This window comes from Actinokineospora sp., from assembly GCF_050699995.1.
Classification (GTDB): Bacteria; Actinomycetota; Actinomycetes; order Mycobacteriales; family Pseudonocardiaceae; genus Actinokineospora.
Map to the genome: position 1 here is coordinate 23,601 of NZ_JBOHGC010000681.1, position 18,270 is coordinate 41,870.

The following is an 18,270-nucleotide window of genomic DNA, read 5'->3' on the forward strand; positions in this document are numbered from 1 at the left end:
GGGTCAGCGGCGGACGTGTTCGCTAGCTCCCGAACCGTTGACCTTGGCTTCCGTGGCCTGGTTGCCGTTGGCGGCCGGCCTCGGCACAGGGGCGAACTTGACTGTCGCTGTCCCGTCCACATTCTGCTCAACAGCGGGCTGCTCCGGCGTCAGCCCGCGTCGGGCGGCGCGTGTGCGCCCGACGCCGTAGACACCGGCGAGTCCGGCCACGAAGGTGAAGACAAGCGCGGAGAGAGTGAGCTGGATCTGCGTCCCGCGCACTGTCTCGGGAGCCGAGGGCTGCACAACGTCGATGGCGGTGATGAAGCTGCTCGGCGGGGCGTTGAGTGCCTTCTGCCGGTTGAGCAGCTCGTCCCGGACCCGCTGCAGCGCCCGATCCACCAGCATCCGGGTCTTTTCGACCGACAAGCCGACGGCTTCGATGTAGACAAATGGGCCGTTGGAGCCGTACATCTCCGGCCTGCCGCCGCCGTCGTTGACCACGAGCTTGCCGGAGCCGTCGCCCGCTCCCAACTCGCGCTGGGTCTCCCGGGTGTTCAGCACCTGGATCAGGATGGCGGAAGTGGTCTTGAGACCGTCGTCGAAGTTGAGCAGCGGATTGGTCAGGCCCGTCGGTCGGTCCGGGGTGAGCGTGGCGCCGGACGCGGGTGTGGTCAGCACGAGCATCGTGCTGGAGGTGTAGCGCGCGGGCACGATCAGGAAAGCCAGCGTTCCCATCATGACGGACGCGGCGAGCAGCGGGATGCCGACCCGCTTCCGCCGAATGAGGGACAGGATGGTTTTCCAGAAATCCATCTTCCCTCGACCCCTCTAGTCACACGCCGGAACACAGCGGGCCCTACCGATCCCCTTCGGCTGGGAAATCGCTTGTTGACAACACACCGTTACAACGATCGCATGGTCCAGGTCACCCATCCAGCCTCACCAGCACTCTGCCGCGTAGCTGGATCGCGGTTTCGTCCTGCCGTCAAGCACAGTGCTAAAGCCTGGTTTCCGAGTAACGCGCGATCGCGCCGCCGGTGCGGTCGTAGTATTCGATGACCACGGTGTGGTCGCCCGCCGCGAGGTCGACGTCGGCGGTGTAGGAGGTCAGCCACTGGTCGCGCCAGCCGTCGATCACCAGGACGCTGTCGACGCTCAGCCGGATGCCGTCGTCCCCGCTCACGGTGAACCGGTAGGCGCCCGCCGGGTAATCCTTGGTCCGGGTCCACCGCGCTGAGAAGAAGTCCGTGGGCACCGCTGGGTCGGGCGAGCCGGACTGCCCCCAGTCGAAGTCGATCGCGACGTCGGACCGGGTCACGGTCGGTGGACCGGCCAGGTCCGGGTTGCCGAAGTACTCCGCCGCGAACGGGTCCACGGCCGGGGGCGGCGGCTCCGTGGTCGGCCCGTACTCCAACAGCGCCGTCGCACCCGCGCCCGCCTCGAAGTACTCCATCACGATCTGGTGAGGGCCTTCGGCCAGCGTCACCACAGCCGAATGCGCGGTCGGTCCTTGCAGCACCCAATAGTCGATGACAAGCGCGCCATCGACGAACAGCCGGACGCCGTCGTCAGTCGTGGTGGTGAACTTGTAGTCGCCCGCGGGAACCCGCACGGTCTTGGTCCACCGCGCGGAGAAGTTGTCCACCGGGACCTGCGGGCCAGGCGACGCGCCCGCCCACCTGTGGTCGATCCGCGGTTCGTCGCGGATGAGCACCGGAGCGCCTGCCAACTCCGAGTTGCCGAAGTAGTTGGCGGTGAAGTACCCGTCCTCCGGTCGCACGTCCCCAACCCGGCTGTAGGAGACGACCGCCTGCGCGTCGCCACCGCTTTCGAAGTACTCCACCCGAATGTCGTGGGGCCCGGCGGTGAGAACCTTGTCGACGCTGAATGGGGCGCTCTGTGGCTGCCACAGGTTGACGATCGGGATGTCGTCGACGAAAACCCTGATGCCGTCGTCGCTCACCCCGCTGAACCGGTAGAGCCCCGCCGACAGCACGTCCGTGCGCGACCACCGGGCGACGAAGTTGTCCGGGGTTATCGGCGCGCCAGGCGATCCGCTGTACCAGACGCCGTTGACCGCTTCCTCGGCCCGGGCCAGATCGGGGGGGCGAGTAGGGATCGCGGGACCGCTGCCGCCGTCCGGGTTGTTCCAGTACTCGGCCTGGTAGGCGGGTGGGTCCGGGATCGAGCCGATCCTGCGGACCGCCAGCTTCGCCGTCGCGCCGAACCCGTGCTCGTAATACTCCATGACCAAGCTGTGCGGCGCGCCGTCCATCGGCAGCCGCGCGGTGTAGGTGGACGGGGCCTGGTCGACCCATTTGTCGATCACCGCCGCGCCATCGATGAACAGCCGGACGCCGTCGTCCGCGGTGGCGGTGAACTCGTACTCCCCTGGCGCCAGATTCAGCGTCCTGGTCCACCGCGCGACAAACAGGTCGGGGCTGACCGTGGCGTGCGGAGATCCGCCGCCCCACTCGTGGTCGATCACCGGTTCCGCGCGGCTGAGCGTGGGCGGCCCAGCGGGAATCGACGGCGGCCCGGCCAGACTCGCCAGGTTCCAGTACGCGGCGTGGAAGGACTGATCCGGCTGGTCGACCGTGCCCGCCCAGGTCATCGATGCCGATGCTCCGCCGCCGCCTTCCCGGTACTCAACCCGCACCGTGTGCTCTCCCTCGCCGAGATCAGCGGTGTGGGACGAGTCGACCGACGCCGGGCCGTTCCACTGGTCGATCACCGGTCTGTGATCGAGGTACAGGCGGATGCCGTCGTCAGCCCGCACGGTGAACTTGTACCTTCCCGCGCCGAACCACTGCCGCTTGGTCCAGCGCACGGAGAACCCGTCCGCGGGCATCCCGGGGCCCGGCTGGCCCTCGCCCCAGGCGAAGTCGACGGCCGGGTCCTGCCGGGTCAGCACTGGCGCGCCCGCCAAGGTCTGGTTGTCGAAGTACTCACCGGTGTATGGCACGTCGGGCACGTAGGTGGCGGTGTAGGTGGTGTCGGTGTCGGGGGTGGCGACGGTGTGCCGGATCGGGGCGCCGTCGGACCAGCCGGCGAACTGCAGCCGGGCGCCGTCCGCCCCGGTGGCGCGGTCCGGCGCGGTCAGGCCGCGCTGGAACCCAGCGACGCCCGCGACGGTGTGCGGAGTGGCGACCGGGATGCTGTCGAGCAGCACGCCCAGCCCTGGGGGCGAAGTGGCGAAGGTCAAGTCGGCCGTGCGCGGCCGGATGGTGACCGACCTGGACGTGGACAGCCCGTTGCTGTCGGTCGCGGTGACCGTGAGCTCGTAGGACGTGTCGGCCGATGCCTCGCCGGTGGCCGGGATCGTGAAGGAGCCCGCGCGGCCGGTCAGCGGCCCGACGAACGGGTGGTAGTGGGTGCCGTGGCGCAATCGGACGACGGTCTTGAGCCCGGCGTCGTTGAGGTCGAAACCCGCGCCGTCGGTGGCGAACGCGGTGTAGTTGATCGTGTCGCCCGCCCGGTAGAGCTGGTCGTCGACAGGCGTGGACACGGTGAGAGTGGGCGGCACCCCGACCTGGATCACGATGGGCCGTGCGGGCGTCGAGTCGCCTGCCGCGGACACGGTGAGCCGTGCGGTGTAGACACCCACCGCCGAATAGGTGTGTGTCGGGTTGGCCTCGGTGCTGCCCGCGCCGTCGCCGAAGTCCCACTGATAGGTCAGCGGGTCGCCGTCGGGATCGCTGCTGCCCGCGCTCGAGAACTGGGCCGTGAGCGGTTCGACGCCCTTGGTCAGGTCGGCGGACGCGGACGCGACGGGCACGTGCGAGGTGGTGCTGTAACTGACCCGGTAGAGCGCGCCCGGCCAGTAGGTGACGTAGTAGAGGGCGCCATCCGGCGCGACTTTCATATCGACGACGGACCCGGCCTGGGTGTCGAAGTCGTGCACGGAGGCGACCGTGCCGTCGGGGTTGAGCACCGCCCGCTTGATGAACCCCTGCGCGTAGTCACCGAAGAACAGGCTGCCTTGGTACTCCGGGGGGAACATCGTGCCGCGGTACACAGGGCCACCGGTCACCGCGGCACTGGCGCCGTTGTGGTTGTAGGCGTGGATCGGGTCGATGTAGCCCGCGCAGTCGGCTTGACACGGCCCCTCATGCCGAGGCCAGGCGTAGTTGCCGCCGCGGACGATGTGGTTGACCTCCTCCCACGTGTAGTTGCCGACGTCGCCGCCATACATCTCACCCGTGGCCGGGTCGAACTGGAACCGCCACGGGTTGCGGAAGCCGTAGGCCCAGATGGAGTCGAGCTTGCCGGGCTGGCCGACGAACGGGTTGTCCGCCGGGATCGTGCCGTCCTTGTCGATGCGCAGGATCTTGCCGTGCGGATTCCCCAGGTTCTGGGCGTTCTCGCCGTCACCGTTGTCCCCCACGGCGAAGTACAGCTTCCCGTCCGGCCCGAACCGGATGCTGCCGCCGACGTGCAGCAGGTGCGACGGCGACTCCGTCTGGAACAGCTGGTACGGACCGTCGGTGCCGACATCGTCCGCCGCGCTGAACCGCACCAGGTGGTTGAGCAGGTCGTTGCCGGTGTAATAGAAGTAGACATAGTGGTTGGCCACCCCGAACTCGGGATCGAACGCGATGCCGATGAGACCGCGGTCTCCCGTGGTCTCCGAGGGCAGATCTGCGAACGGTGTGGGCAGGAGTTGGCCGTCCTTGACAACTTTGATCTTGCCGCCGCGTTCGAGGATGAAGATCCGGCCGTCCGGCGCGATCTCGAATCCCGAAGCGCCGTCAAGGCCGTCGCCCACGACCAGGGAGGTCTGGAAATCCGATGGCGGGATCGCGGCGGCCGGCAACGGTGTCAAGATTGTTCCTGTGGCCACTGTGGACAGCACGAGGAACAGCGCCGCCACTGTTCGCGCCAGAGCCCGCTCCGTCACTTTCCGTACTCCACTCGCCGCGCGGAAACCGGCCGAGCGGCCGCCCGGACGGTGATATGACCTGGATCGGGAGATCACCCAATCGTGTTACCGCAAAGACCAAATCGCGATCGACAAACGGCGTTTGGCAGATCGGTAACGGGGAACCCCGCCACCTCGATCTAGGCGATGTCCCCCAAGGAGGAACAGCTTTATGCCGACCATGACCGATGTCGTCTTCACTTACTCACTTGAGATGTTCGAAGACACGGTCAACCGTGAGTTCTGCAGGCCACCGGACCAGACGCTGCTCGCGCTGGCCCGCGACGAACGGGTCGACAACCTACTGGTGGCCGACCCTTGGCGGTCCTATCCGGCATCGGTGGCGCGGGGGCGGCGAACGCGGCTGACCGAGCCGCTGACGATCGGTGGGCGGTCCGCGTTCCGGGTGCGACCGCACCGCGCGCGCACCGCCGACCCGACCGGTATCGGCGCCGTCGAGCGGGCGTACCGGGCCTACAGCGACCTACTTGGCCGTGCGCTGGGCCGTGTGCGCGGTGAGCGCCTGCCCGCGCCGAAGTCGGCGGCTCTCGTCACCTATCACCCGTTCGTGGCGGCATTCTGTGACGCGCCCTGGATCAGCCGCATCGTGTACTTCGGCCAGGACGACTGGGCGACCGGCGAAGGCGTGCGCCCGTGGTGGCCGGTGTTCCGCGAGGCGTACCAGGTCATGGACGAGCGCAAGGTCGCGATGTTCGCGGTGTCGGAAGAACTCGCCACGCGCATGTCGCCCCGGGTGACGGTCGTGCCGAACGGGGTCGACCCCGACGTATGGCGGTCGCACCACCCCGCCCCGCCGCGGATCGCCGAACTGCCGGGTCCGCGCGCGATCTACACGGGCACCATCGACGACCGGCTGGAACGCGACCTGGTGCGGGCGACGGCGGCCCGGGTCGGATCCCTCATCATGATCGGCCACCATGGGGATCCCGGCACCGTTCGCTGGCTGCGGACGCTCGACGGGGTCCACGTTTTCGACAGCGTCGGCCAGCGGGAGCTCGCCGCGACCGTCCAGGCCTGCGATGTGGGCGTCATCCCGCACCGCGACCAGGCAGGCATCCGCGCGATGTCACCGCTCAAGCTTTACGAGTACCTGGCGGCCGGGCTGCCTGTCCTCTCGGTGGACAACCCGCCGGTTCGCGGCGTGGACGACGAACGGGTGCTACTGCGCGGACCGGAGGACTGGGCCACCGCCTTGGCGAAGGCGGTCGTGATGGGCCGGGCAGGCGAGGAGCGGCGTCTGCGCTTCCTCGACGAGGTGTCCTGGCAGCGGCGCATGCGACCCGTGGTCGACGCCGCGATCGACTAGATAGCCGCGGGCGCCGACCGCCTGCCCACGATCCGGGCGGCCATGTAGGTCAGCTCGTCGAGTTGGGGCCGGTGCGCCAGGCGCAGAACCGCGAAAGCGACCGCGCCTGCCACCGGCAGCCCGACCGCCAGCACGAGCGCCTTCGGCCCCTGGATGGTGACCGCGACGAGCAGGTAGGTCGCGGCGGCCCACATGCCGATGTGCAGTCCCGGCACAAGCGCGCCAGCCTGCCCACAGACGCTGAGACCGAGCAGCCTGCGCCGGATCGCCCACTCGACCGGCACGAGCAGCGCGGTGGCCGCACTGTAGCCCACGGCGACCCCCAGCGGACCGAACGGCAGGCCTGCCACGATGCCGACGATGGACACGATCGTGGTGAGCCAGGCGTAGCGCAGGTTGAGCCCAGCGTGACCCAGCCCGAGGACCAGCGGGGCGGTCGACGGGTGGTAGATCGCCTGCATCGCCCCGGCCATCGCCAGCACCTGCACGATCGGCACCGCGGCGGCCCAGTCCGCGCCGAAGAGCAAGAGCACGACCTGTGGCGCGGCGGCCGCCACGAGGGCCATCGCGGGCAAGGCGAGCACCGCGAGTGCCCTGGTGGCACGACTCAACTCGACGCGCAGCGCGGCCAGATCGCCCGCGAGCCTGGAGAAAGCGGGGAACAGCACGGCCCCCACCGTCTGGCTCGCCAATTGCACGGGCAGCAGGAGCAGCCGGTAGGCCAGGCCGTAGTACGCCAGCGCCTCCGGCCCCTGGAACCGGCCGACCAGCAGGTTGTCGATGTTGCGCGACACTGAGTTGATCAGCAGTCCGGCGGCGAACGCGCGCCACGAGAACCCCGCGATCTCGCGCAGGCGGTGCAGACGCAGGTTCGGCCTGCTGCCCGCGCCGACGAGCAGCAGCACCGCGACCAGCACGACATCGGTGCTGACGATCTGCACGACGATCGCCCAATAGCTGCCGCCGAGCAGCGCCACCAGCACGCCTAGGGCGCCACCCGCCACCGCGGCGGCGATGTCGGCGATGCCGATCTTGCGGAAATCCATACCGCGCAGGAGCATCGCTCGCGGGGTGATCGACATGGCCCGGATGAACAGGCTCGGCGCCAGGGCGGCCAGCACCCAGCTCAGCTCCGGGGTGGACATGAAGTCGGCCCAAAGCGGCGACACCACCAGAGTGAGAGCCGTGAGAACGACCCCGACCGCCAGATTGACGGTGACGATGGCGCCCGGCATGTCCGGCTCGACCCGCGGACGCTGGATGAGCGCGCTCGAGAAGCCCTGGTCAAGCAGCAGGCCGACGATGCCGATGTACACCACGGCCAGCGCCACGATGCCGAACGCCTCGGGGCCGACCAGTCGGGCCAGCGCGATGGTGAACAAGATCCGGGACAGTTCCCGGCCCACCATCGAGATGCCGCTCCACCGCACGCCCGCGGACAGGCCGGCCTCAGCCATCACGGCCCACAGGTCTCACCGGACTCCTCACTGGCAGCGCGCGTACGCTCCTTCGTCGGTATGTTCGCCGCGTGCGGGCATAGCGTTACCGTGGGGATATTCGACAATCCATTCCGGTGAGAAAATTTCCACTGCGCCAGTGTCGGACTTGGTCATGAAATTTGCTAGACTAAATGCCGTAAATCACACGTATATCTATTTGTTATCAAGCCGTGTCGGGTTAGGGTCCCACGGTCTGAAGTCGCATACCAAAGGGTTTTGATGTTTCCTCGGAACATGATCGGCGTTGCCCTGCTCTGTACGGCGCTGGCCGCCTGTCAGCCTGCAGGCCAAGCGCTGCCCACTTCTGGCCCAAGCAGCCCACCCGGCACGACGACCACCTCGGCCTCGGCCTCGGCCTCGACCACCAGTACTGAGCCCTCACCGAATCCCACGGCGACCTCGGATCTGTCGACCACCCGGAAGCTCACCACCACGACGGCCCCCGCACCCAACTCGCAGCCCGGCACCAGCCCCTGCGCGGGCTACCCCTCGGCGGCATGCACGGGCGTGCGCCCAGGGACCGTCCTGCGCCAGCACGCGGGCAACCTGTTCGTGAAGACGCCGGGCGCCGTGATCGACGGCATGCACATCACCGGCACCCTGCTCATTCGAGCCAATAACGTGGTGATCCGCAATTCACAGATCGACGGCTCCGTCCTGAACTACGACGACAACGCCGACATCGACGGCGCTTTCCCGTTCACGATCACCGACTCCACGGTGGGCACCACAACCTGCAAGAGCACCGACACCGCGATCGGCACGGGCAACTTCACGGTTGAGCGGGTCCACATCCGCGGGTTCGGCGACGGCATCCGAGCAAGCGCCCCCAACATCACCGTTCGCGACAGCTTCATCAAGCTCTGCACGAACGATCCGTCGACGCATGCCGACGGCATCCAGGACTACCCGGCGTCGGGCAACCTGGTGTTCGACCACAACACCGTCGACCTCTGCGGCGGTCGTGTTCCCACCGACGGCGTGTGCGACCTCAAGATCGGCTACAACGCGCCGATCTACGTGCACTCCAACACCAACGGTGGCACCCGGGGCGCCCGGATCACCGACAACCTGATCATGGGTGGGGTCTACTCGCTGTTCCTGTGGCCGCAGCCGGGCGCGTCCTGGGTGGTCACCGGCAACCGGGTGGTCAACGGCACCTGGACCTACGGTCCGGCGCACACCGAAGGCCTCTGCGGCGAGATCGACCAGTGGGCGGACAACACCGCCGTGACGATCGACTCCTCGTACCGGCTGACCAGCACCAAGCAGGCAATCCCCTGCCCAGCCTGACCTGATCCCTGAGAGCGCATCTCAGAACTGGCGTGCCAGTTCTGAGATGCGCTCTCAGCGCACCAGGGCCGCGGCCATCCCGACGAGCTTGCGACCGCGGTGGGCATAGGTCCGGCGCTGGCGGCGCAGGTACATCCGCCCCACCGCGACCTGCGCGGAGCGCAACTGCTCAGGCGTCAGTCCCGCATGCGGAAGCCAGCGAAACATCTCCCGCGCCTGCAGTGCGCTCGACAGATGCGCCTGCCATGGCGGCACGCCCAGCCTGCGGGCGATCGAGGCGATGCGCTCGGTGCGGGTGTTGCGATGGGCCAGAACCTTCGGCACATGCCCCCAGGGGCCCGCCAGCGCCAGTTTGGTGGCGAACACCTCGTCCTCCTTGAGCATGTTGCGGCGCGGGATGGGCGCCACCGGCCCGCGGCGGACCAGACCGTACAGCGGATCGATCAGCAGCGGGCTCTCATTGAGCAGCCGCAGGATCTCGGTGAACCGCACGATCGGGTCGGCGGATGCGAGCTTGACCCCGTCGTAGCCGTCGTCGGTGCGGGTGATCCCATCCGCACCGGTGTAGGCGACCTGGGTTGTCACCAGCACGCGCCGATCGTCGGCGGCGAACTCGGCGAGTGCGTGGGAGACGCAGTCCGGCGCCAGCCAGTCGTCGTCGCCGACCCAGCGGAAGTACCGACCCTTGGACAACCGCATCGCCCCGACGAAGTTGTTCAGCAGCCCCACGTTCACGGGATAACGGTGGTAGACGACCCTCGGGTCTGACCGAGCCAGCTCCCGGCACACTTGCTCGGTGCTGTCGGTGGAGGCATTGTCGGAGATCACCAACTCGATGCGTTCGTGGTCCTGCGCGAGCACCGACCGGACAACCTCCTCCAGCCGCTCGGCTCCGTTGCGCACCGGAAGACAGATCGACACCAGCTCGCCAGACAGGCTGTGCCCGGTCATCTCACACCCGCTCCAACCAGACCTCGCGCCAGAACGGCACGAACTGGCGCGGACAGTTGCCTTTGTACGCGCCCGCGCAGACCAAGCCGTCGAGCACTATGCACGGGCTCTTCATGGTCAGCATGCGACCCGTCTTCTCGTCGATGCACCGGTCCACGCGGTTGAGTACCCGCGCGGTCGAACCGCAGAAACGTGCCATCTCCTCATCGAAGCCCATGCCTCGATTGAGCCGGTTGACGTCGAGCGTGCGCTCGATCTCCGCTTTCGACCGGATCCGCACCACCTCACCGGGCTGCAGGTCCAACTTGCCTGACGGCGTGCGGCCGGTCACCCGTCCGCGGATGAAACCCCACGGCGCGCCACCCTTGATCAGCAGCCGGTTCGGCAGCAGCTTCCTGGATATGTACTGGTAGTGATTGAAGAGTCCCACGAAGATCGCCCGCAGCGTGGCCATGACGCCCGCGTTGCCGCTGCGCACGTCCCGCACATACTGTCCAGGGCTCTTGAACGGCAGACACAGCGGTGTCGCGCGCACCAACTCCGTGGCCTGGCAAGAGAAGCGCTCCGCGCCGTCGGCGTCCGGCTCCTTGCAGGCGTTGACCTCGACCAGCTTGAGCAGCGGACGGCCCGTCGCGAGATCGTCCGACCGCGCGGGAGCGGGTCCATCGACCTTGCGAAGCCAGCTGTCCTTCCAGTACATCGAGCACGCGGTCTGGCAGCCGCCATGTCCCGAGCCGTCGCACCGGGCGCCGGTCAGATGCACCGCATCGGTCATCCGGCGCAGTCCGCCCGCACCGCTGACCGTGTCGCACACCTTGTGCGCGACCTTGTGCACGGTAAGCCGCTGGCCGCAGTACTTCACCATCTCCGGCATGAACGGCAGATTCTCCAGCTCGCCCCGCTCGTTCAGGGTGGCCAGGATCTCCGTCTCGCTGAGCACCTCGACCCAGTCGCCGACGCGAAGATTGAGCGTCATCAGATCTCCTTGAGCAGGTCGGCTCCGAGCAGCGCGTCAGAGGCGGCGACCACCGCGGTGAACGGCAGTCCTGACCGCTCGGCGATGTCGAGCAGGCTGTGCCCGCCGTCTGACAGGTTCAACACCCAGAGCATCGCCAGCTGCGCCTGTTTGGTATCAGTCCAGCCACCGAGAGCGTCGTATAGGCCGCGTTTGCCGAGCTGCGGCTCGCCGAAGGGGCTGAGGTTGACGTAGTTCCGGTCGCCCTCAAGCACACCGACCACGTCCGTGAGCGTGTCCAAGGTGTCCAACATGGCCTCGGGTTTGACGAGGTCAGGGGTGTCGCCCGAGGTGTGGTACTCGGGATAACCCGCGTACGGGCTCCTGGTCAGGGAGCCCACCGCGAGATCGAAGCCAGGCGAGCAGAACTGCCGCTCGTCGTATCCGTACGGCGAGAAGTCCACGATGCGGTGCGGGCGGCCCGAAGTAGCCAGAACATGCCGCACGGCTTGGTCGATCCGGGTGTCCCCACGCCTGCTGCTCTTGTAGGTCAGTGCCCCGGAATCGCCCACGCACGCCAGGACCAAGCCGTGCTTGAGCAGGCCGATCCGTTCCTGGTTACGGGCCAGCCAGGTGATCGAGCCGATGGTGCCGGGTGCGAACAGGAACCGATAGGTGTACCGCGGCGTGGTGCCCGCGAGCCGTCGGGCGAGGGCTGTGGCGACGGCGATCCCGGCCAGGTTGTCGTTGGCCAGTGACGGGTGGCAGACGTGGCACGAAATCAGCACCTCATCGGCAACCTGCCCCGGCACGACGTGCTCGGCGTAGGTCAGGTGCCCGTCTGCCAGCGTCGAGTCGATCACCACCCGGTACTGGCCCTCCTGCAGCTCGTCCAGCGTCCGCTGGGTCAGGCAGAAGCCCCAATCCTCCCGGTAGTAGCTCGTCCGGTAGGGGATCAGATCGGGCTGCCCGGGCAGCGTGTGCAGGTGCCCACGCAGCTCGTCGAGTGACATCGTGGCGTCCACCGGCGTGCTGTAGCCGACCACGTGCAGGTTCGACGCTTGGAAGTCGACCACCCGCCTGCCCCGCGCATCCGCGATGTAGGCGTCGCGGATGTTCCACTCGCGTGGCACGGTCCAGTCCAGCACCTCGGTCCCGGTGGGGACCTCGTGCGTGGTCAACGGAATGAGCTCGTCGACAATGGCCAGGGTGGAGCGCACACCATCGCCGGTGATGCTGCGGCAAAGCGGATACAGCCGTTCCACCAGCGCGTGCAGCTCCTGCCCCAGTTCGTCCGATCTCACCGGTCCTCCCTCGCCGGCATCCGCAAGGTCTCGTCCAGCTTGCCCGCGTCGCGGCGGTCGGACAGGTACGCGAGGCGGGTGAAGCGACGGTCGAAGTCCTGCTGGCTCAGGCCGAATCGCCGATAGGCATCAGCCAGTTCCAGGGCCCCGGCCTTGACCGTCCACACCGCGTCGAAGTCGGGCACCGCGGCCCGGATCCGGGAGAAGTCGACCCGGTAGGAGCGCGGGTCGGCCCCACGCTCGCCAGTGATCACCAGCTTGGCGCCGGGCACGGCCTCGACCACCTCACCCGCGATCTGCGCCACGGTCAGGTTGTTCTGCTCCCACCCCACGTTGAACGCCTTGGCGTGCACGGCTTCGCGTGGTGCGGCAAGGGTGGCCACGAATGCGGCGGCGATGTCCTTGGCATGCACCAGCGGTCGCCACGGGCTGCCGTCGGACAGCACTCGCGCCTCGCCGCTCAGACAGGCATGCCCGACGAGGTTGTTCAGCACGATGTCCGCACGCAGCCGCGGAGAGAAGCCGAACGCGGTCGCGTTGCGCAGCGACACCGGGGTGAAGTCATCGTCAGCGAGGTCGACCAAATCCCCCTCGACCCGAACCTTGGACTCCGCGTACGGGGTCACCGGGCGCAGCGGGGCGTCCTCGCCCACCACGTCGTCCGCTCCGGACGCCCCGTAGACGGAGCAAGTGGAGGCGTAGAGGAACCGCTGAACCCCGGCGTCCCTGGCAAGGCGGGCCAGTCGGACCGACGCGCGGTGGTTGACGTCGTAGGTCAGATCCGGGGCGAGCGAGCCGAGCGGGTCGTTGGAGAGAGCAGCCAAGTGGATGACGGCGTCGACTCCGGCCAGCACTGAGCCAGGCACGTCCCTCAGGTCCACCTGGTGGCCGGGCGGATCGACAGGCTCGGGTCCGAGCACACAGCTCGCGAACAGGCCCGAGTCGAGCCCTACCACCTCATGGCCGGCCTCGGCGAGCATGGGCGCCATCACAGTGCCCAGATATCCCTGGTGCCCGGTCAGAAGAACACGCATCGAACTCACCTTCCAGCCAGGTCGAGGACGACCTTGTCGACATGGAACGCCTCTGCGTACCGAGAACCGCACTCGATGCCGCGGATCCGTGCCAGACCGAGGAAGACCTCCCGGTCGTACCATGGACGGTGTCGCTGAGACGGGTAGTTCCGTTGCAGCAGTGCGATCTTCGTCTCGGCAACCGCCGCTGTCATGGGCTGGTAGGCGGCGGGTCTGCCCAGGTCACCGTCCCACTTGACGACCTCGTAGCCCAGCACCAGATGGTCGCGGAACACCTGCGGTACCAGTTCGGCCAAGCCCCGGTGGTCCTGGTGCGCGTCGGACCGGTTAGGCCCCAGCAGCAGATCCGGGATGGTCCGTCCACGCAGGTCCACCAAGGCGTCCTTGGCTTCCTCCCAGTGCGCGGGCAGCCTCCCGTCAGGCAGTTTCAACACGGTCAGCCGGACATCAGCTCCAGGGCAGAACGCCGCGAGCGCGGCGTGTTCCTCCTCCTCGCGTGCTGTGCCGCCGCCCGATAGCACCAGCGCATCCACCCGGACTCCGGGATTCGCCGAGCACACGGTGAATAGCGTTGCGCCGGCACCGATGGCAATGTCGTCGCAGTGCGCGCCCAGCGCGGCGATCCGGCTGAGCCGCGGGGTCGAGAGACTGATCACCGGGGCTCCCACAGAGCCCACGGCCGGTCGCCCCGGGAGTACGCCTCATCCAGCGCCACCCGCTCCTTGACCGTGTCCGTGGGCCGCCAGTAGCCCCGGTACGGGTAGGCGAGCAGGCTACCGCGCTTGGCCAGCTCGGTGCACCCGTCCGCCACCAGGTCGCCGTTCTCCGGAATGTGGTCGAAGACTTCCTGGCGAAGGACGAAATAGCCGCCGTTGACCCAAAGCGGCATCTCCTCGACCGGCGTCACGCCCTCCACCAGCCCGGTTTCGCCGATGTCGACGCAGTGGAAGGTGCCCGGGGGCGGCACGACCATCATCGACGCGCCGGCGTCGGACTGGGTGAACCGGTCGATGATCGCGGGAAGCGGCGCGTCGGTCAGCACGTCGGCGTAGTTCGCCAGGAAGATCTCGTCGCCGTCAAGCAGGTGACGGACCCGACGCAGCCGCTCGCCGATCGGCGACTCGATCCCGGTCTGCACGAACGAGATGGTCCAGTCGGAGATATCCGTCGCGAGCAGTTCGAGATCGCCACCGCGGAGCACGAAGTCGTTGGACTCTGTCTCCCGGTAATCCAGGAAGAAGTTCTTGATGTGATGCGCGCCGTAGCCCAGGCACAGCACGAAGTCCTTGTGCCCGAAGTGGGCGTAGTAGCGCATGACGTGCCAGATGAGCGGCCGCGGGCCGACCATCTGCATCGGCTTGGGCACATCGGCCGTCGTGCCCGTACGCATCCGCGTTCCGTAACCGCCGCAGAAGAGAACAACCTTCATGACCCCACCTCGACGATTTCCAGGTTCGGGATCGGGAAGACCAGCTTCCCGCCCCATTCGGCCACATAGGACAGTTGGTCGGTCAGCTCGGCCCGCAGGTTCCACGGCAGGACGAGGACGTAGTCGGGCTTGTCCTCGGCGATGCGCTCCGGTGCGCTGATCGGGATGCGCGTGCCGGGGGTGAACCGGCCGTGCTTGTACGGGTTGCGGTCCACCGTGTACGCCAGCAGGTCGGGCCGGATGCCGCAGTGGTTGAGCAGCGTGTTGCCCTTGCCGGGCGCGCCGTAGCCGACCACGGTCTCGCCGCGCTCGGCCGCCGCGGTGAGGAAGCTCAGCAGCTCGCGGCGCACCCGCGCCACCCGCTGGGCGAACTCCGCGTACCCCGACAGCTCGTGCAGGCCCGCGGCCTTCTCCCGGGAGAGGACATCCTGGACCCGCGTGCTCGGCTCGCCCGCCACCTCGTCCGGACGCGCCCAGAGCCGGATGGAGCCGCCGTGGGTGGGCAGCAGTTCCACGTCGACCACCGTCAGCCCGCCGCAGGCGAGGGCGCGCTGCGCGGACGCGACCGTGTAGTACTGGAAGTGCTCGTGGTAGATCGTGTCGTACTGGTTGAGGTCCATCAGGGTGAGCAAATGCTGCACCTCGATCGACACCCAGCCGTCGTCGGCGACCATGGCCCGCAGGCCCTTGGTGAACCCGATGACGTCCGGGATGTGCGCGTAGACGTTGTTCGCCACGACAAGATCGGCGGGCCCGTGCTCGGCACGCACCTCCGCGCCCGTCTCCGGGGTGAGGAAGGCGTTCTTGGTCGGGACGCCCTTTTCCCGGGCGACCGCGCCGACGTTGACCGACGGCTCCACCCCGAGGCACGGCACCGAACGGGCCACCAGGTGCTGCAGCAGGTAGCCGTCGTTGCTCGCCACCTCGACCACGAACGACGATGAGTTCAGCTCGAGCCGCTCGACGGTCTCGGCGACGAACGTCCGCGCGTGCTCGACCCAGGACGTGGAGTACGACGAGAAGTAGGCGTACTCGGTGAAGGTGTCCTCGGGGCTGATCAGCGGCGGGATCTGGGCGAGCCAGCAGCTCGCGCACACCCGCAGGTGCAGCGGGTAGGTCGTCTCCGGCTCCTCGAGCTGCTCGGCGGTGAGAAACCGCTCGCAGGGCGGAGTGGCGCCAAGGTCGACGACATCGGCGAGGTTCGTCGAGCCGCAGAGTCGGCACATCATCATCAGTAAGCCCCTTGACCGCTGAAAACAGCACGCATCGTCTTCCACAAGATCACCGCGTCGAGCGCGAGCGACCAGTCCTCCACGTACCGCAGGTCGAGCCGGACCGACTCGTCCCACGGCAGGTCGCTGCGACCGCTGACCTGCCAGAGGCCGGTGAGCCCCGGCTTGACCAGCAGCCGCCTGCGCGCGTCCGGCTCATACCGGGCGCACTCCTCCGGCAGCGGCGGCCGCGGGCCGACCAGCGACATCTGGCCGAGCAGCACGTTGAACAGCTGAGGCATCTCGTCGATCGAGAAGCGGCGCAGGACGGCGCCGGAGCGGGTGATCCGAGGATCCTTGCGGATCTTGAAGAGCAGGCCCGCGCCTTCGTCGCACGCCTCGAGGTCGTGGACCATCCGGTCGGCGCCGACGACCATCGTGCGGAACTTGACGATGGTGAACTCCTGGCCGTCCTTGCCGACGCGGCGCTGGCGGTAGAACACCGGCCCGCGGCTGTCGAGCGCGACGACGGCGCCCGCGACGATCATCACGGGCAGCAGCAGGGCGAGCAGCACGAGCGAGCCGACCCGGTCGACCACGTCCTTGACGACGCGGCGCACACCGGTGAACGCGGGGGCGCTGACGTGCAGCAGTGGCATCCCGAGCACGGCGCTGACGTGCAGCCGGGGTCCGGCCACCTCCATCAGCATCGGCGCGACGACGAGGTCGGCGCCGCTGCCTTCCAGCTTCCAGGCAAGTTGCTGCAGCCGCTTCGGCGTCCAATACGGGTCGGGGGCCACGGCGAGGATGCGGTAGCCGCCGCGGCGGACGCGTTCGGCGACATCCTCGATGCGCCCGACGACGGGCACGCCGTCGAGGTCGGTGTCGAGGGCGTCGGAGGTGCAGGCGGCCTCGACGCGCCAGCCCAGGTGCACCGACTGCTTGGTGCGGGTGATCAGGTCGAGCGCGGCGGTCGCGTTGCCCGCGACCATGACCGGCAGCAGGCACTGGCCTTCACGCCGGGACCGGTGCAGCAGCTTGCGCAAGACGTAGCGCATCGGGAAGGCCAAGAGCCCGACGGCGGGCACCACGAGGAAGACCCAGGGCCGCATGGTCTCGACGCTGAAGGCGAGACCGCCGAGACCCAGGGCGACGTCGGCGTAGAACAGCCCGCGGCCCAGGCGCGCGAACTCCTCGGCGCCCTGGCCGAGCGCGGACCGGTTCCACGACCGGTTCATGGCCACGGAGCACAAGACCACCGCGACGGTGATCAAACCGAGAATCAGCGTGCGCGGTCCGGACAGTCCCTGGCTCGTACCCACGAGCGGACCGATGGCGGCCACGACGAGGATCGCGCACAGGACGTCGCTGACGATGACAGAGCGGCGGTAGCGGTACTCCCACGTGGAGACCGGCGGCGAGGAAGGTTCGCCTGAGGGCAAAGGTGGTCGGGAATCGCGAGGCATCTGGAACCCCGCCTCGGAAGACCACAAAGATCTTCGTCGCGGGAACCCCACTTGGTCACGCATTGTGTTCCCCCGGTCAGCTGGATCGGGTGTGCGGCACTGCGGGGCGTCCCCGAGAGCCCCTGCGAACTTTTGAATAGTCTGGTCAACCGGGGTGTCTGGTCGTCCGACCGATACCCGGTGTCGGTTACTTGATTCGTTAGCGCCCACGGAGCCGTTACACGCACAGTGAGTTTTTCTATAACCCGCAAGGATGAATTCAGGTTAGGCGTCACCGCTACAACCTGCGACGGCACTACTCCTCGGCACGGGCGGGATCGCCCGAAAGCCGGACGAATAGCCGTTTTCGGCCATCTACCAGCCAGTTCGTCGCCACGAACGGGTGACCGCCCTGCCGTGCAGTCACGGGAGACCCCAGCGGCCGCTCCCCAATGGAGCAACACGGAAGAGGGCCGCCCCGGCGTCGGGACGGCCCTCTTGTCGATCACACTGTGGCCAGGGGCGGGGTCGAACCGCCGACCTACCGCTTTTCAGGCGGTCGCTCGTACCAACTGAGCTACCTGGCCAAGCCACTACACACAGTCACTACGGTACTACACTCACGCGCGATCAAACGAAATCGCTTCCCCTGATACCGAAAGGTGCGACCTACCAACAGAACCACGCTGGTTCCGCCGGCCGCCGCACCGTGGGGGTCTGGGGGGTCGCCCCCCAGTGCTTCGGCGAGCGCCCCTGTCCATGCTGTCCATGGACAGGGGGCACCCAAAGCGAGCGACCCAGACGGGACTCGAACCCGCGACCTTCGCCGTGACAGGGCGACGCGCTAACCAACTGCGCCACTGGGCCTCGCTTGCGTGCCCCCAACGGGATTCGAACCCGCGCTGCCGCCTTGAAAGGG

The 18,270-nt window shown here is 68.0% G+C and carries 13 protein-coding genes and 2 tRNA genes; 2 read left to right on the forward strand and 13 right to left on the reverse strand.

The window, feature by feature from the left end:
* Window positions 1–3: 3 nt before the first annotated feature.
* Window positions 4–795 carry a hypothetical protein gene (locus tag ACRDSQ_RS33545; protein WP_431426782.1) on the reverse strand — a complete coding sequence of 264 codons (792 nt, stop codon included), beginning with the start codon at window positions 793–795 and terminating at the stop codon, window positions 4–6.
* A 184-nt stretch (window positions 796–979) separates the two neighbouring features.
* Window positions 980–4,807: a PA14 domain-containing protein gene (locus ACRDSQ_RS33550; RefSeq protein ID WP_431426784.1), complete on the reverse strand. Its 3,828-nt coding sequence runs from the start codon at window positions 4,805–4,807 to the stop codon at window positions 980–982.
* A 268-nt stretch (window positions 4,808–5,075) separates the two neighbouring features.
* On the opposite strand from ACRDSQ_RS33550, the gene ACRDSQ_RS33555 reads away from it, so the two are divergent.
* Window positions 5,076–6,230, forward strand: a complete 1,155-nt coding sequence (locus ACRDSQ_RS33555; RefSeq protein ID WP_431426785.1) for a glycosyltransferase — start codon at window positions 5,076–5,078, stop codon at window positions 6,228–6,230.
* On the opposite strand, the gene ACRDSQ_RS33560 is transcribed toward ACRDSQ_RS33555, so the two are convergent.
* Window positions 6,227–7,687: a lipopolysaccharide biosynthesis protein gene (locus tag ACRDSQ_RS33560; RefSeq protein WP_431426787.1), complete on the reverse strand. Its 1,461-nt coding sequence runs from the start codon at window positions 7,685–7,687 to the stop codon at window positions 6,227–6,229. The two genes, ACRDSQ_RS33555 and ACRDSQ_RS33560, sit on opposite strands and share 4 nt — an antisense overlap.
* A 276-nt stretch (window positions 7,688–7,963) precedes the next feature.
* On the opposite strand from ACRDSQ_RS33560, the gene ACRDSQ_RS33565 reads away from it, so the two are divergent.
* Complete coding sequence (locus ACRDSQ_RS33565; protein ID WP_431426789.1) at window positions 7,964–9,022, forward strand: hypothetical protein; 1,059 nt, start codon at window positions 7,964–7,966, stop codon at window positions 9,020–9,022.
* Window positions 9,023–9,076: 54 nt separating this feature from the next.
* On the opposite strand, the gene ACRDSQ_RS33570 is transcribed toward ACRDSQ_RS33565, so the two are convergent.
* The 10 genes from ACRDSQ_RS33570 to ACRDSQ_RS33615 all read right to left on the reverse strand — a co-directional run bounded on the left by ACRDSQ_RS33570 (window position 9,077) and on the right by ACRDSQ_RS33615 (window position 18,218).
* A complete protein-coding gene (locus ACRDSQ_RS33570; RefSeq protein ID WP_431426790.1) occupies window positions 9,077–9,973 on the reverse strand; it encodes a glycosyltransferase family 2 protein in 897 nt (298 codons plus the stop codon).
* 1 nt (window position 9,974) lies between these two features.
* Window positions 9,975–10,949, reverse strand: coding sequence for a hypothetical protein (locus ACRDSQ_RS33575; RefSeq protein ID WP_431426791.1), 975 nt, complete (start codon window positions 10,947–10,949; stop codon window positions 9,975–9,977).
* The gene (locus ACRDSQ_RS33580) at window positions 10,949–12,232 is read right to left on the reverse strand and encodes a DUF4910 domain-containing protein (RefSeq protein WP_431426793.1); all 1,284 of its coding nucleotides are present in this window, start codon (window positions 12,230–12,232) and stop codon (window positions 10,949–10,951) included. The genes ACRDSQ_RS33575 and ACRDSQ_RS33580 overlap by 1 nt, the downstream gene beginning before the upstream one ends.
* On the reverse strand, window positions 12,229–13,266 hold the full coding sequence (locus ACRDSQ_RS33585; RefSeq protein ID WP_431426795.1) for an NAD-dependent epimerase/dehydratase family protein: 1,038 nt from the start codon (window positions 13,264–13,266) through the stop codon (window positions 12,229–12,231). Before ACRDSQ_RS33585 ends, ACRDSQ_RS33580 begins: the two co-directional genes overlap by 4 nt.
* Before the next feature lie 5 nt (window positions 13,267–13,271).
* The gene (locus ACRDSQ_RS33590) at window positions 13,272–13,922 is read right to left on the reverse strand and encodes a PIG-L deacetylase family protein (protein ID WP_431426797.1); all 651 of its coding nucleotides are present in this window, start codon (window positions 13,920–13,922) and stop codon (window positions 13,272–13,274) included.
* Window positions 13,919–14,695 carry a sugar phosphate nucleotidyltransferase gene (locus tag ACRDSQ_RS33595; RefSeq protein ID WP_431426798.1) on the reverse strand — a complete coding sequence of 259 codons (777 nt, stop codon included), beginning with the start codon at window positions 14,693–14,695 and terminating at the stop codon, window positions 13,919–13,921. The genes ACRDSQ_RS33590 and ACRDSQ_RS33595 overlap by 4 nt, the downstream gene beginning before the upstream one ends.
* Complete coding sequence (locus tag ACRDSQ_RS33600) at window positions 14,692–15,927, reverse strand: methyltransferase domain-containing protein (RefSeq protein WP_431426800.1); 1,236 nt, start codon at window positions 15,925–15,927, stop codon at window positions 14,692–14,694. Before ACRDSQ_RS33600 ends, ACRDSQ_RS33595 begins: the two co-directional genes overlap by 4 nt.
* Window positions 15,927–17,348, reverse strand: a complete 1,422-nt coding sequence (locus ACRDSQ_RS33605; protein ID WP_431426802.1) for a sugar transferase — start codon at window positions 17,346–17,348, stop codon at window positions 15,927–15,929. Before ACRDSQ_RS33605 ends, ACRDSQ_RS33600 begins: the two co-directional genes overlap by 1 nt.
* A gap of 516 nt (window positions 17,349–17,864) precedes the next feature.
* A tRNA-Phe gene (locus ACRDSQ_RS33610) sits at window positions 17,865–17,938 on the reverse strand.
* A gap of 206 nt (window positions 17,939–18,144) precedes the next feature.
* Window positions 18,145–18,218 (reverse strand) — tRNA-Asp (locus ACRDSQ_RS33615).
* Between the last annotated feature and the right edge of the window lie 52 nt (window positions 18,219–18,270).

Bases quoted from the DNA above. Each gene is read 5' to 3' on its own strand.
- ACRDSQ_RS33555 (WP_431426785.1), top strand. From the start codon at position 5,076: ATGCCGACCATGACCGATGTCGTCTTCACTTACTCACTTGAGATGTTC.
- ACRDSQ_RS33560 (WP_431426787.1), bottom strand. From the start codon at position 7,687: ATGGCTGAGGCCGGCCTGTCCGCGGGCGTGCGGTGGAGCGGCATCTCG.
- ACRDSQ_RS33585 (WP_431426795.1), bottom strand. From the start codon at position 13,266: ATGCGTGTTCTTCTGACCGGGCACCAGGGATATCTGGGCACTGTGATG.
- ACRDSQ_RS33595 (WP_431426798.1), bottom strand. From the start codon at position 14,695: ATGAAGGTTGTTCTCTTCTGCGGCGGTTACGGAACGCGGATGCGTACG.
- ACRDSQ_RS33600 (WP_431426800.1), bottom strand. From the start codon at position 15,927: ATGATGATGTGCCGACTCTGCGGCTCGACGAACCTCGCCGATGTCGTC.
- ACRDSQ_RS33565 (WP_431426789.1), top strand. From the start codon at position 7,964: ATGATCGGCGTTGCCCTGCTCTGTACGGCGCTGGCCGCCTGTCAGCCT.
- ACRDSQ_RS33570 (WP_431426790.1), bottom strand. From the start codon at position 9,973: ATGACCGGGCACAGCCTGTCTGGCGAGCTGGTGTCGATCTGTCTTCCG.
- ACRDSQ_RS33575 (WP_431426791.1), bottom strand. From the start codon at position 10,949: ATGACGCTCAATCTTCGCGTCGGCGACTGGGTCGAGGTGCTCAGCGAG.
- ACRDSQ_RS33545 (WP_431426782.1), bottom strand. From the start codon at position 795: ATGGATTTCTGGAAAACCATCCTGTCCCTCATTCGGCGGAAGCGGGTC.